This is a genomic window from Pedobacter frigiditerrae (assembly GCF_004331645.1).
GTDB classification, from domain to species: domain Bacteria; phylum Bacteroidota; class Bacteroidia; order Sphingobacteriales; family Sphingobacteriaceae; genus Pedobacter; species Pedobacter frigiditerrae.
In genome coordinates this window covers 220,567-235,293 of record NZ_SJSK01000007.1, presented here as the reverse complement: position 1 = coordinate 235,293, position 14,727 = coordinate 220,567, and the positions used below count along the sequence as shown (strand labels likewise).

The 14,727-nt window shown below is 34.8% G+C and carries 12 protein-coding genes and 1 pseudogene; 7 read left to right on the top strand and 6 right to left on the bottom strand.

Features of this window, described 5'->3' with window-relative positions; genetic code table 11:
- Positions 1–230: pseudogene (locus EZ428_RS24160) on the top strand (hypothetical protein); the annotation flags it as partial.
- Between the two features lie 279 nt (positions 231–509).
- On the opposite strand, the gene EZ428_RS22040 reads toward EZ428_RS24160, so the two are convergent.
- A complete protein-coding gene (locus tag EZ428_RS22040; protein WP_131555505.1) occupies positions 510–1,652 on the bottom strand; it encodes an aldose epimerase family protein in 1,143 nt (380 codons plus the stop codon).
- Between the two features lie 130 nt (positions 1,653–1,782).
- On the opposite strand from EZ428_RS22040, the gene EZ428_RS22035 reads away from it, so the two are divergent.
- The 3 genes from EZ428_RS22035 to EZ428_RS22025 all read left to right on the top strand — a co-directional run bounded on the left by EZ428_RS22035 (position 1,783) and on the right by EZ428_RS22025 (position 4,421).
- Complete coding sequence (locus EZ428_RS22035; RefSeq protein WP_131555504.1) at positions 1,783–2,454, top strand: HAD family hydrolase; 672 nt, start codon at positions 1,783–1,785, stop codon at positions 2,452–2,454.
- 2 nt (positions 2,455–2,456) lie between these two features.
- Positions 2,457–3,149 (top strand): NUDIX hydrolase, encoded by a 693-nt coding sequence (locus EZ428_RS22030; protein WP_131555503.1) that lies wholly within the window; start codon positions 2,457–2,459, stop codon positions 3,147–3,149.
- 126 nt (positions 3,150–3,275) lie between these two features.
- Complete coding sequence (locus tag EZ428_RS22025; RefSeq protein ID WP_131555502.1) at positions 3,276–4,421, top strand: AI-2E family transporter; 1,146 nt, start codon at positions 3,276–3,278, stop codon at positions 4,419–4,421.
- 72 nt (positions 4,422–4,493) lie between these two features.
- Here EZ428_RS22025 and EZ428_RS22020 read toward each other — a convergent pair whose 3' ends face one another.
- From EZ428_RS22020 to argS, 3 genes are all read right to left on the bottom strand, one after another.
- The gene (locus EZ428_RS22020; RefSeq protein WP_131555501.1) at positions 4,494–5,264 is read right to left on the bottom strand and encodes a sulfite exporter TauE/SafE family protein; all 771 of its coding nucleotides are present in this window, start codon (positions 5,262–5,264) and stop codon (positions 4,494–4,496) included.
- Between the two features lie 2 nt (positions 5,265–5,266).
- Positions 5,267–5,920, bottom strand: coding sequence for a hypothetical protein (locus EZ428_RS22015; protein WP_131555500.1), 654 nt, complete (start codon positions 5,918–5,920; stop codon positions 5,267–5,269).
- A 101-nt stretch (positions 5,921–6,021) separates the two neighbouring features.
- Positions 6,022–7,794, bottom strand: a complete 1,773-nt coding sequence (argS, locus tag EZ428_RS22010) for an arginine--tRNA ligase (RefSeq protein WP_131555499.1) — start codon at positions 7,792–7,794, stop codon at positions 6,022–6,024.
- A 130-nt stretch (positions 7,795–7,924) separates the two neighbouring features.
- On the opposite strand from argS, the gene EZ428_RS22005 reads away from it, so the two are divergent.
- From EZ428_RS22005 to EZ428_RS21995, 3 genes are all read left to right on the top strand, one after another.
- The gene (locus EZ428_RS22005; protein ID WP_131555498.1) at positions 7,925–9,370 is read left to right on the top strand and encodes an arginine deiminase family protein; all 1,446 of its coding nucleotides are present in this window, start codon (positions 7,925–7,927) and stop codon (positions 9,368–9,370) included.
- Positions 9,371–9,445: 75 nt separating this feature from the next.
- A complete protein-coding gene (gene ctlX / locus EZ428_RS22000; protein WP_131555497.1) occupies positions 9,446–10,360 on the top strand; it encodes a citrulline utilization hydrolase CtlX in 915 nt (304 codons plus the stop codon).
- 190 nt (positions 10,361–10,550) lie between these two features.
- Positions 10,551–11,129: a PhnA domain-containing protein gene (locus EZ428_RS21995; RefSeq protein WP_131555496.1), complete on the top strand. Its 579-nt coding sequence runs from the start codon at positions 10,551–10,553 to the stop codon at positions 11,127–11,129.
- 194 nt (positions 11,130–11,323) lie between these two features.
- Here the strand turns inward: EZ428_RS21995 and EZ428_RS21990 are convergent, their stop codons facing one another.
- Together EZ428_RS21990 and EZ428_RS21985 are read right to left on the bottom strand one after the other, a co-directional pair.
- Positions 11,324–13,468, bottom strand: coding sequence for a hypothetical protein (locus EZ428_RS21990; RefSeq protein WP_131555495.1), 2,145 nt, complete (start codon positions 13,466–13,468; stop codon positions 11,324–11,326).
- On the bottom strand, positions 13,465–14,712 hold the full coding sequence (locus EZ428_RS21985) for a pectate lyase family protein (RefSeq protein ID WP_131555494.1): 1,248 nt from the start codon (positions 14,710–14,712) through the stop codon (positions 13,465–13,467). The genes EZ428_RS21990 and EZ428_RS21985 overlap by 4 nt, the downstream gene beginning before the upstream one ends.
- Between the last annotated feature and the right edge of the window lie 15 nt (positions 14,713–14,727).

Below are 14,727 nucleotides of genomic sequence, written 5' to 3'. Positions count from 1 at the left end.
ACAGGCACCTGAGAAAGGCGATGCACATGCCAGCCCTGGCGGCAATAAGACATAACAGGGAGCATAAGATGCTCTTTGTCCGCCTGGTATCGGGCCATGGCATAAAAATGAAGTCAGTGGTAGCGGTGCAGAGAAAAATACTTGAGCTAATCTACACCATCTTTAAGACAGACAAGCCCTTTGACAGGGATTATGTAAGAATAGAAGTGCCAGAAGCATTAAATGGTTAGAGCAGCCATTACATAAATGAACTGCTCTAATGAGGCTAGCTTAAAGCTGCCTTTGAAGAAATAAAATTAAAAAAAACATTTGGATATTAACACAGAATCTTCGGGAAAAACGGGAATCTTAATGCGCATTGCAGTCCAAATTATCCTTTATATCGCATTACGATACCCAATCGAGTTGGGTATGACGAAAGTTAATTAAAAGGTCTATACTAAAAAAGCAAGACTTTATAAGCCTTGCTTTTTTGAATTTTAATAAGACCCCTTTAGGGAGTTTGGGGGTTATTTTAAGAACTTATAAGTTGTGCTAGTGGTATAAACTTGTCCTGGTTTAAGTGTTGTAGATGCGAAGTTAGCGTGATTCGGTGCATCAGGAAAGTGTTGCGTTTCTAAACACAAAGCAGAACGATGAGGGTAAGATTTTCCTTTTTTACCATCCTTGCTTTCGCCAGTTAAAAAGTTACCACTGTAAAATTGCAAACCAGGTTCAGTTGTGTAAACTTCCATGGTAATGCCAGTTACTGGACTTTTTAAAGTAGCTACAGGCGTTTTTCCATCATTAGCTTTTAAAGCAAAGTTATGGTCGTAACCTTTACCAAATTTCAATTGCACTTCTTTTAGCTCAATGTCTTTACCAATTGCCTTAGCTACATTAAAATCAAAAGAAGTTCCTTTTACTGGCAATAAAGCACCTGTTGGAATCAATGTACTATCTACTGGTGTAATTGCATCAGCAGCAATCATTAACTCATGGTCTAAAATTGTATTGCTACCTTCCCCACTTAAATTAAAATAGGTGTGGTTAGTTAAATTAACAACAGTTGTTTTATCAGTAGTTGCTGTATAATCAATTTGAAGGGCATTTTCGTTAGTTAAAGTATAAACAACCTTAACATCTAACTTACCAGGATAACCGGCTTCTCCATCTGCTGATGAATAAGTTAACTCCAATTTCTGGCCATCTTGTTTAGCATCCCAAACTTCTCCGTAAAAACCATCGGTGCCACCATGCAAAGTGTTTGGTCCATCGTTTAATTGCAATTGATATTCTTTTCCTTCTAAGGTAAATTTCCCTTTTCCAATTCTATTGCCATAACGACCAATTAAGGCACCAAAAAAAGGCTCCCCAGCTTTGCGATATGAACTAATGCTATCATAACCTAAAGAAACATCTACTAATTTATCATTTTTATCAGGCACCAATAATGAAATTACACGACCACCAAAGTTTGTGATGGTAACAGTTACACCATTGCTATTGGTTAAGGTATAAAGTTTTACCTGTTTACCATTAATTACAGTATCATATTGTAAAGAATCTGTTTTAACAGCTTCTACTGCTTTCTGAGGTTGATTACAAGATAAAATTGCAACAGCAAAACAAAATGCTGCAAGAGAAAAGGCTTTTAGAATGATTTTTTTCATGTGATTTATGATTGGTTAGGACTAAAGTAAGAAAAATAAATTAACGTTATGATAACGATTATATTTATTATTTCTTTGCAAGATAAAAGATTTGAAGTTCATCCAAAAAATCTAGTAATTTTAACCTCTTATGCAACCAATAAGTTTTAAGCCCAAAGCTTTTCTATTCGATTTAAATGGAACAATGATTAATGACATGGATTATCATTCTAAGGCCTGGCACCATATTATTAATAATGACTTAGGAAGAGAATTGTCTTTTGATGAGGTTAACAAAGAGATGTATGGCAAAAACGCAGAACTTTTAGAAAGAGTTTTCGGAAAAAATCATTTCTCTGAAAGTCAGATAGCCGAAATTTCTATGGAAAAAGAGCGTCGTTACCAAGATGCTTATGGCCCTTATTTATCTCTTATTGATGGATTGGACGTATTTCTAAAAAAGGGAAAGGAAGCAGGAATTAAAATGGCAATTGGGTCGGCAGCTATACCTTTTAACATAGATTTTGTATTAGATGGCTTAAATATTAGACCCTATTTCGATGCTATTGTAAGTGCTGATGATGTGGCAATAAGCAAACCAAATGCAGAGACTTTTTTAAAAGGTGCAACGGCATTAGGCGTACATCCTTCTGAATGTTTAGTTTTTGAGGATGTTCCGAAGGGAGTTCAATCGGCAAAAAATGCTGAAATGAAATCTATAGTGATTACATCAACACATAATGAGGGAGATTTTAATGATTTTGATAATATTTTAGGATTTATAGCAGATTATAACAATCCGATTTTAAATTTGCTTTTTTAATTATGGGATATAACCAAACAGCAGTTCTTGTGGCAGTAGATTGCATTGTATTTGGATACGATGGAGAACAACTAAAGCTTTTGTTAATTAAGAGAGCTATAGAACCAGAAAAAGACAGATGGAGCTTAATGGGTGGCTTTATTGGCGATGACGAAAATTTAGATGGAGCAGCAAAACGAATATTATTGCAGTTAACTGGCCTACATGATGTCTATTTGGAACAATTACATGCCTATGGAACACCAGACCGAGACCCAATTGAGCGTACGGTTTCTGTAGCTTATTTTGCGTTAATCGACATTAACAAGTACAGCAAGCAGCTTAACGACCAGTACCATGCAGAATGGTTTAAGTTAAAAGAGGTGCCAGATTTAATATTTGACCATCCAAAAATGGTTAAAGCAGCAATGGATAAAATCCGTTATCAAGCAGCCTTACACCCTATTTTGTTTGAGCTTTTACCTAAGAAATTTACAATACCGCAGTTGCAGGCTTTATACGAGCAGGTTTACGATTCGCCAATAGACAACAGAAATTTTATTAGAAAAATAACTGCCAGCGGATTGTTAATTAAACAAGCCGAAAAGGATAAATCGAACTCGAGACGTGGTGCTTTTTATTTTAAATTGGACAGGCAAAAACATAGGTCGCAATTTCAATCTTTCCTTAATTTTATTCCAAAGTCGATAAAGTAAAGAAATACAATAACAATTACTTCTTACTTATATATTGCTTTAATTTAAGGCCATAGACCTTAGTATCCTAATTTTTCAAACAAATTAGCTATATTGGTGTTATCTGGCAAACAAATTAAATTGTTCATGAAAGAATTTCCGCTCACCGTAAAAAGGTCGATTGAATTATTGGGTATCTGTTTAGTTGTTGCCATTTTGGTAATAGGTAGAGATATTATCATGCCGGTAATCATGGCATTTTTTATCAGTATCATGCTGTTACCTATTTATCGTTTTTTGAGAAAATATAAAGTTCCAGAATCTCTTTCCATCATTTTACCAATACTGTTTGTATTAATTTTTATAGCTGGGATTGTATGGTTTTTCTCTGCACAGATTGGTATTTTGGTTGATGATTTCCCTCAAATAAAGCAGAATGTTGCTAAACATCTTCAGTCGCTTAAAGAATGGATTAGTGACCTAACGGGTATTAACACCAACAAGCAGGAAACTTTCTTAAAAGAGAAAAGCGACGATTTACTTTCTATGGGTGGCAAAGCCGCAAGTGGTGCTGCTGTTACTTTGAGTGGTGTTTTTGTATTTGTTGGTCTGTTACCAATCTATATCTACCTTATTTTATTTTACAAAGACATTTTACTTCGCTTTTCGTTCATGTGGTTTAAAACAGACGATCATCCAAAAGTGAAAGAAGTTGTTTATGAAACCGAATCAATCATTAAAAGTTACTTAGTTGGCTTGTTAATTCAAGTAACATATATGACCATCCTATTAGGTGGAATTTTATTATTAATCGGCATAAAACACGCCTTATTAATTGGTGTAATCTTCGCCTTATTAAACCTAATCCCTTATGTAGGCGCTTTAATAGGAAACTTAATAGGTGTGTTGCTAACCTTAACTTCATCAACCGAATTATGGCCGGTGATTACAGTTCTATTGGTTATTGCCGTTGTTCAATTTTTAGATAATAATATTTTGATGCCTCGAATTGTGGGTTCAAAAGTAAAAATCAATGCATTGTTCTCTATACTAGGCGTTTTTATTGGGGGTGCAATTGCTGGAGTTTCTGGTATGTTCCTCTCCCTTCCCATTATTGCCGTAATGAAAATTATCTTCGATAGAAGTGAACAGTTTAAACAATGGGGTGTTTTGCTAGGCGATGAAAGACCCGAGAAAAGTCCGATGAGTTTTGCGAGATTTAGAACTAAGAAACCCATTGAAACGAAGAGCGGAACAGTTCATAAGAAAGCTACTGATAAGAGTAAGGAATAGTTTTTTCGTCATTTCGACGATAGGAGAAATCTTTAAGTAGATTTCTCGTCGCTTCGCTCACTCGAAATGAGGTCAAATTTTATTAACTAAAACATCCCAAGCAAACCTTAAAATAGTACCGAAAATCACAATTAGAAAGAATATTCTAACAAACTTATTCCCTTTTAGCAAAGCTAATTTAGCACCAAAATAAGAACCAATGATATTAAATATCGCCATTGGTATGGCATATTGATATAAAATATGGCCTGTAGAACTGAAGTAAATAATTGCTGCCAAGTTGGTGGCAATGTTTACAACCTTGGCGTGTGCACTGGCGTGGATAAAATCAAATCCAAGTACAGCAATAAAAACCAAGATAAGGAATGAGCCTGTTCCTGGACCTATTAATCCATCATAAAAACCAATGATTAAACCAAAGAAAGCAGCCAACAAAACTTGTTTTTTAACAGAATGCTCTTTGTGCTGATGAATACCAAATTGTTTATTGAAATAGGTATAAATCGCTACTAAAATAAGTACAATTAAAATAACTGGTTTAATTACCGCATTGTTAATCATACTTACCGAATAAGCACCTAAAAGTGAGGCACAGAAAGCGGCAATAACACAAGCAATCAAAACTTTATAATTGAATTTTACTTGTTTAGCATATTTAAAAGCAGCAACGCTTGTACCAAAAAGAGAAGGAATTTTAACTGTTCCGAAGATACTTGCCACAGGGTAATGTGGTAAAATAAGTAAGGTTGCAGGTGTTTGTAATAAACCTCCGCCGCCTACAATGGCATCAATAAAACCCGCTGCAAAAGCAGCTAAACAAAGAAGGATGAGTTCTTGAAGCATTTTTATTGCTTAATAATCAAGTTGTCAAGTTCCCACTCACCTTTTAAGCAATGTTGAAAACCTATCTCACTTCCACTCAGCACCTTTAAAGGCATTTTATAAACTAATTTTTGGTTAACCTTTACAAGTAATAAATCGTTCTCTTGTATAATTTCAAACTTGCTAAACTTGCCTCTTTCTAGTTGAAAAGGACTAAGTGAATCATCCATTAATTCATCAGACCATTTGAAATATAGCCAGTTTTTTGGTCTATCAAGTTGTGCTAATCTCACTTTATTCATTGAGAACTCCAATTGATATATAGAAGTTTTTCTTACGCCATCAAACTCCTGCAATTTACCCCATTGAACATCAAATGCTCGATTAAATTCAGAGCTAATACTATTTGCATCAAAGGAAATGATAAAGTTTTTATCGGTATAAAAATTATTTATTGTCTTTTTATACCATAAGCAACCATTCATTACTTTATTTAGATTAGCCTTACTAAAAGCTAATTTCCCCTCCTCTTGCTTTACTTTAAATTCTTTATTATTAACTAGCCTCCAATCATTATCATAACCTTCAAAATCTTCTTTAAAGACTGTTTTTTGCTGTGCTAAGGTTATTGAACAGGATATAAAAACAAATAAAAAAACTAAGCTTACATTTCTCATTAATAATAAATTATTTACCTCCAAAATAAGGCATCTGTAAAGGAATTTTACTTTCAAACTTTGCCCAATGAACTAATGAACAATTGAGACCAATGAACCAATTACATTCTCTCAGGTACATTGATACCCAAAATCTTTGTTCCACTTTTTAGAACATCAGCAGTAAGCTTACAAATATTTAAGCGATGTTGTTTTAAAGCTTCACTTTCTTCTTTTACAATTGGTGGTACTTCATGATAAAACTTATTGAACAACTTAGCTAGCTCATATAAATAGTTTGCTAAAAATGCTGGACTATACGCTTTTGCCGCTGTAGAAATTTCAGTAGGATATTTAGCCAAAAGCATAATCATTTCTAATTCAGTTTCTGAAAGTGCGCCAAAAGCCAAACTCTTAACGCCTACCTTATAATTTGCTTTTAATAGTAATGATTTAATCCTTGCGTGAGTGTACTGTATAAACGGGCCTGTATGTCCTTGGAAATCGATAGATTCTGAAGGGTCGAATAACAAACGTTTTTTAGGTTCAACTTTTAACAAGAAATATTTTAAAGCACCAAGTCCGATGTTATAGTACAATTCCTCTTTTTCATCATCAGAAAAATCGTTTATTTTACCTAGAGCTTCTGTTTTCTGACGAGCTGTGTCAATCATTTCTGCCACTAAATCATCTGCATCAACCACTGTTCCTTCCCTACTTTTCATTTTTCCGCTAGGTAAATCTACCATCCCGTAACTTAAGTGATGTAGACCTTTTGCCCAACTTTTACCGAGCTTCTCTAAGATTAAGAACAATACCTTAAAGTGATAATCTTGCTCATTACCAACCACATAAATAGATTGGTCCATCTCAAAATCATCATATTTCATTTGAGCAGTCCCTAAATCTTGTGTAATGTAAACTGAAGTTCCATCAGCACGCAAAACTAGTTTTTGGTCTAAACCATCCGCTGTTAAATCAATCCACACCGAGCCATCCTCCTTTTTAAAGAAAACGCCTTTCTCTAAACCTTCATCAACTGTATCTTTTCCTAATAAATAGGTATTACTTTCGTAGTAATATTTATCAAAATCTACACCTAAGTTTTTATAGCTAATATCAAAACCGGTATAAACCCAGCCATTCATCTTTTTCCAAAGATTAATTACTTCTTCGTCTCCTGCTTCCCAAGCCAACAGCATTTGTTGTGCTTCCTTAATTAAAGGAGCATTCTTTTTGGCTTCATCTTCAGTCTGCCCTTCAGCTTTTAAAGCTTCAATCTCTTTTTTATATTCTTTATCAAAAATAACATAATACTTCCCTACTAAATGATCGCCTTTTAAGCCCGAACTATCAGGAGTTTCACTATTGCCCCATTTCTCCCAAGCCAACATCGATTTGCAGATGTGAATTCCCCTATCGTTAACCAAATTAACTTTAAAAACTTCGTAGCCATCTGCTTTTAACAACTCTGCAACGGCATATCCCAATAAGTTGTTACGAACGTGACCTAAGTGTAAAGGCTTGTTAGTGTTTGGCGATGAATATTCTACCATCACTTTTTGGCCGTTTGCTTTTACTTTGCCAAAGTCATCGCTTAAAAGCTCATTATTCAATAAATTAATCCAATAACTTTCGGCTATGCTTAAGTTTAAAAAACCTTTAACCACATTAAATGCAGTAATATCTTCTACATTTTCTACTAAATATTCGCCTATGGCTTTTGCAGTTTCCTCTGGAGATTTTTTAGAGATTTTGGTAAAAGGAAAAACAACAATCGTTACCTGTCCTTCAAATTCCTTACGAGTTTCTTGTATATTGATTACACTCTCCGCAATTTCTTCATTGTAGATTTGTTTAATTGCATTAAGTGTGGCAGTGATAATAAAATTCATACTGCAAAAATATATAAAAAAGGTGGAAGGCGGAAGGTTTTAAGGTAGAAGGTCTTATCTTGCTACTTGATACTTGCTACTTGATACTATTCTAAAATTAAATAGCTTTGTGCAACAACATACCAAATATATGAGTAAACAACAACAGGATTTTAAAGTTAATGTAAATACAGAAATAGGGCGATTGAGGAAATTATTAATTCATAGTCCAGATAGTGGATTAGGAAAAGTAGTTCCTTCAAAGGCACAAGATTGGCTTTTTGAGGATATTGTTCATTTAGACACCATCCGTAAAGGCGAATACGATTACTATTTAAAATTGTTGATGTACTTTCTAGACCCTGAAAAAATTAAAGGCAAATTAGCTGCTATTGATTCGGAAGAGGCTAACCGTAATTTCTATAAACCTGGACACAAGGAATTTCACAATTCTAACTCAGTTTTAGAAATCCAGCAACTGTTGATTGAGATGTTGGAAAGTGAATCAATCAAGAAGAAATTAGTTTCTGCAGTTTGTGCTATTGAAGGATGTACTTATAAATTACAACTTCAATTGGCAGAAATGGATCCAAAAGAATTAGCAGAATTATGCATTTCGGGCACAATGGCTAATGATACAATGATTTTCGCCCCTATTCCGAATTTGATTTTCACGAGAGACGTTGGCACTACGATTAACAATTTCATTCTACTTAATAAGCCAGCTAAAAAAGCTCGTGCTCGTGAAACATTGTTGATGCGTTATTTATTTTTTAATCATCCAGTTTTTGAGGCTTACAGAAATAACATTTTAGAGATCCCAGATGTTACGATGCACTTTTTAAGACCTGGCGATGAACCATCATTTAGCACTACTTTAGAGGGTGGTGATGTCATGATGGTTAGTCCGAATCATGTTCTAATTGGTTGCAGTGAAAGAACATCGGAACATGGGGCAAATGAAGCCATTAAATTGTTATTTGAGCAAAATGTGGTGGAAAAAGTAACAGTTGTTAAAATTCCTGCCAAGCGAGACTATATGCACTTGGACACCGTTTTTACGCAAGTAAAAAGGAATACGTGGGTAATTTTAAATTCAATTGCACACTCGCCTAAGTTCAATGCAGATGAACCAATTAACTTTCTAAAGGAGCCAGAAAAACTTGAAGCAACAACTGCAATCCAATTTCACAAAGATAAACCTGGAGAACCTAAGTATTTTGAACATGTTGAGGCTTTGTTAGATGATATCAGCAGAAACGATTTACATAGCACCGAGCCAACAAAAATCATATACAGTGGAAACAATACCTTCCCTTATGACTCGAGAGAGCAATGGACTGATTCATGTAATTTATTAGCCTTAAAAGAAGGTGTTGTGGTTGGTTATGATAGAAACGATAAAACTGTGGATGCTTTTAAAGCTGAAGGTTTCAACGTTGTTGATGTAAAAGATTTAATTCAGGATTTAGAAAGTGGCAAAGTAGACGCAAACACAATGACTGATACTTTGATTTTAATGCCATCAGCAGAATTATCTAGAGCACGAGGTGGATTTCATTGTATGAGTTTACCGATATTGAGAGACAACCTTTAGGATGGAAAATGTAAGAGGTAGAATGGAAGATGTGCCATGTCTAAATACTAAATACTAACTACTTTATACTCACAAATGCAGACTACCAACCATATCTTAATGATTCGCCCTGTTGATTTCAAATTCAATGAACAAACAGCTGGCAATAATAAATTTCAAGTTGCTTCAGCAGATGCTGATGTACAGCAACAAGCTTTGGCAGAATTTGATGGTTTTGTGAATTTGTTGCGCGCAAACGGAGTTGATGTAACTGTAATTGATGATACATTAGAGCCATCGACCCCAGATTCGATTTTCCCTAATAATTGGGTTTCCTTTCACAATGATGGCGAAGTTGTTCTTTATCCAATGTTCTCAGAAAATAGACGGGCAGAGCGAAGAGAAGATATTATTCATACGGTAAGTGAATACTTTAAAGTTGAAAAAGTAACTGATTTAAGCACACACGAAGCGCAAGATATTTTTTTAGAAGGAACAGGAAGCTTAGTCTTAGATAGAGATAATAAAATTGCTTACGCTTGCATATCTATAAGAACAAATGAAATAGCATTGAGTAAATTTTGTGCCGCAACCGGTTATAGTGCTGTAGTTTTTAACGCTGTAGATTCAAGTGGTTTTCCAATTTACCATACCAATGTGATGATGTGTGTTGGTGATAAATTTGCTGTGGTTTGTTTCGAATCTATTACTGATGACAACGAACAAGAAACTGTTAAAAATAGTCTGACAAATCATCAAAAAGAGATTATCGAAATCAGCTATAACCAAATGAATTGTTTTGCAGGAAATATGCTGCAAGTTCAAAATACACATGGTGAAAATTTATTGGTAATGTCTGAACAAGCTTATTTGTCTTTAAATAAAGACCAAGTAATAAACTTAGAAAAATATTGTAAAATCATTTATGCTCCTTTATATACAATTGAGAAAAATGGTGGTGGTAGTGCAAGGTGTATGTTGGCAGAAGTACATTTGCCATTAAAGGGTTAAACACATAGAAACATAGATTCTTTGTGTTATCAGTCTATGCCTATCGAGGACCAGGTGTTATTTATTGGGTTTCATCACCAATCCTTCAACACTTCGTTAGACTCAGTGGAGGCTGAGCTCAGGATGACATTGAATACAAAACTCTCAATCCAAATTAATTCAGTATTTTCGCCGAAAACCTAATATCAATATGTCTTTACAACAAGAGCTTCTAAATCGTTCAGGTAATAAATGTGAGTTATGTACAGCTGATGCAAATTTATTGGTATACGAAGTTCCTCCTGCTAGCAATGCCAATGCAGATAATAGCATTATTGTTTGTAAAACTTGTTTAGATCAAATTGAAAAAAGCGAACAAATTAATGCTGAACACTGGAAAGGTTTAACTGAAACCATGTGGTCTGAGTTTGCTCCTGTGCAAGTTGTAGCTTGGAGAATGTTAAGCAGATTAAGAAATGAAGGTTGGGCTGCAGACAGTTTAGACATCTTATATCTTGATGAAGAAACTTTAGAATGGGCTAAAAAAACTGGCGACCATGAGCAAGATGGAACTGTAGAATTTCATCAAGATAACAATGGCGCTCGTTTGTTGGAAGGCGATACAGTGGTTTTAATTAAAACTTTAGATGTTAAAGGCTCTACAATAAGTGCTAAACTAGGCACTGTTGTAAAAAACATACGTTTAGTTCATGATAATACCGAACAAATTGAAGGCAAGGTAGAAGGACAAACTATTGTGATACTAACAAAATATCTTAGAAAAGGATAGTTTTCAACTTATTTCGTCATTTCGATAGTTTACTCCTGCTTCCTTCTCATTCTAAAATTAATCAAAATAAATCTAAAGGACAGAGCGCAGCGACGAGAAATCTTATTGTTATTAGAAGCAAGCTTATGTCGGACCAGTAATCAATAACTAACAGATTTCTCCTATCGTCGAAATGACGTCAATGCAATAAATTTCTACATCATCTTCTTAAAACCTTCCCATCTCACTTTCCATGTTCCATCTTTAGGGAAACCTGGATTGTTAACTGTATTTCCATCCCAGCCAGCACACATCATGGCAACAGCGGTTAGTAAACCACCATTTCCCGGCAAATAAATACGCAACCTATCATCTTGGTAATTATGTCCGTTGATTAAATAGGTATTTGTTTTAATATTCATCATTAAAGCATCAACAGCTTTTTCTGGCATTCCTAAACGAGCTGCAGACATTGCAGTCATCGGGAAATCCCAACCCCAAGTATCAGTCCAAGTCCAAGTGCTCCAAACTAGGTCAAAAGTTTTTCTCATCACTTTTTTGTCTAACAAATCAGTTTCTGGCAACATTCCGTAGGTTCCCAAAACAGACGGGTGGTCAGTTTTATACTCAGGATTGGTATAAGAATCTGGTGAACTCTCTGTGGCTAAATAAACTCCATCCTTAATAGGTAGTGGAGATAGTTTTTTAATTACATCATCCCAATGGGTATTTCTTTTTAAACCCGACCTTTCTCTCCAACGTTGTGCAGTTTTTAAAGCCCATTCCCAATAAGCCAATTCATAAGTTGGGTTATAAGTTGTATCAGCCTTAAAACGTTCTTGAGCAGGAATTAAACCAGGACCAAGCACATATCTTTTTTTAACAGGGTCGTAATTTGCAAAAGAAGCCATAAAATCTGCAGTTGCAAATACCAATGATTTATATTTTTCTAGTATGTTTTTATTCGGATTTGCACGATAAGCTAACTCACTAAAAGTGATGATATGAGGCTGTTGCCAAATTAACATGGCTCCAATTGAAGAGGGACTTTCATTACCATTATTATCCGTCATTTTTTGCCACCTGGCTCCTTTAAAACCTTGTAATTCTGCAATTTGAACTGCCTTACTTTTAACTTTAAAGTAGTAATTCATACTAGGAGTTAACAAACCTGGTCTGCCCCAAAGTGCAAAATGAGTAGCGTGCCACCAATGCATTTCTAAGTGAGGTTTCCCGAACCAACTGTTATAAGTTAGTCCTGTTTCTTGTGGAGGATAATCTCCCGCACATTGGATTTTTGTAAGATATTGAGACAGAATTATCCTTCTTTCCAATTCATTAGCACGAACATCGGTACTTCCTTGAAAATCTACGGCAGCACCACTTAACCAAAAAGCTTTCCATTTTGAAGTGCTATTCGTTTTTATAGACTCGAAAGTAGGAATTGCTTTTGCACTTTTATTAGGCGAAAAAAGACAGCTAAAAGAAAATGAGTTTAAACTCTTATCGGGTGATATAGTGAAATAATGTTTTGATTTTTTTTTCAGCTTTGCTAAACCACTCCAAGAAAATGAAGTAAAATAGGCTGCAGAATCTAATTGATGTGAGATTACTCCCATATTTTGCTGTGAACTGATGATAGAAGAACTATGCTTGTCTTCATTTTTTTGGTTTGTGCCAAAGTCTGACCATTCACCTGTTGGATAAGGAAAACGAATTCGAATTTTTAGCCTTCCAGCTTTTATTAAATCTGATTTTACTTGCGCACTTACAATATCTTGGTCCTGACCAGAAAAAGTCCTCACCTCAACGGAGACACCCTCAAAAGTAAAAAGACTTTTAATTTCACTTGTCCAGGGGTCAAGTGTTTGATTAATATTTTTGATATCTTCTTCTGATGCTAACGCTCCATTAGATTTTATTAATTCTAATCCGATATTGCCTAATTGTAACCTATGTACATTTTGACGAAAATAATTAGTTGCTTCTTTTGATCTTTGTGGTTCATTTAATTGAACAACATAAGGAATTTTACGACCATACTGATTATAGTATTTATAGGCTTCTTGAATTTTGTATCCTTCGGTATTTTTAAAACTATCCCATCCCCACTCAGATTGTGTTCCGAGTGAAACGCCTTTTTCATAACGCTCTGGAAAAGTTTGCAAACCTGTTGCATCAACAGTAAAAGCAAAGCGGCCGTTACCAACTGAAAGGGAAGAAAGTGAATCAATTTTATTGACGTGTATGATATGTCTTTTGACTACAGTCTTTCTATTTATCTGTGCAAAAGCGCCATTACTTAAAAAGATAAAAGCAATAATTACACCTAAATTCCTATATAAATGTGCTTTTATCATTTCGTTAAACTGTTTAAATATTGTTCGAGATTGGTATAACCATTGGTTAGTATTTTTTTAGAATCAGTTGCATTTTTAGCATCTAACTTATTTTTGTTCTCCCAATTATCAGGAATACCATCTTGGTCTGTATCCTTTAAAGATGAAAGCACTTGTTTAACTATTGGTTGACCACCAGCATCAGCTTCTGTTTTGAATATCTGCCCTTTTTTGCCTAAGCTTTTTAGATAACCAACAATGCGATTATCTACTTGATCACGTTTTAACGATGCTCCAGCTTCTGCTATTACAACTTTAACGGCTTCATCAGCTTTGCTAACTCTAACGTTACTTTTTGTTATTAGTGTTGGTTCTTTTAGTAACGTTGCTGTTTCTTTAATGATATCTTCATCGGTAATCAATCGTCCATTTAATTTCCCGTCTTTATTTATATCTACAAAATTACCTTGATGATAAACGTGATCTGTGGCAGAGAACATACTCAAAAACTCATCAGTAGAGCTTGGCCCAGAAATAAAATAATTACCAACTAAATCTTGATAATGGCTTGCACTTGAATGTCCACCAACAAAGCCGCTTTTACCCCAGTTATAAACTACATTATTAATAAATTCTATTTTAGCTTTTGCCTTTGGATTGCGGCTTTGATTGCCTGCAAATAAGGAATGATGAATGGTTACATATTCTGGAACTTCTAACAATGCACCAAAACGTTGTGGATCTATAGATTCTCCAATTAGACAATATTGTAAAGTTACGTTGATGCTCTTTTTAATATGCAGGTTATCCCACCTGCCCCATTCAATAGAAACATGGTCGAAAATTATATCTTTTAAATCATCTGCTACAACAGTGCATGAACCCTTGGACATATTGATACTTCCTCTAAAGCGAATATATCTGACTATGGTATTACTTTTAAATGAAACGCCATTACCGTAAACAGTAATTCCCTCTCCAGGCGCTGTCTGACCAGCTATGGTGATATCTGATGAAACTGAAATTTTTCCACCAATTTTAATTACACCTGCAACATCAAACACCACAGTTCTATGTGGTTTACTAACTGCATCACGAAAGGAACCTTTACCAGTATCGTTTAAATTGGTAACCCGATAAACCGAATCACCACGGCCGCCAGAAGCAAAACGGCCAAAACCTTCGGCACCTGGAAAAGCTAATTGTTGAGCATTACTTGTAAGAGTTAAAAGGAGAGCGCTTAAAAATAAAAGGGTACGCAGCATATATGTTGTTTTAAA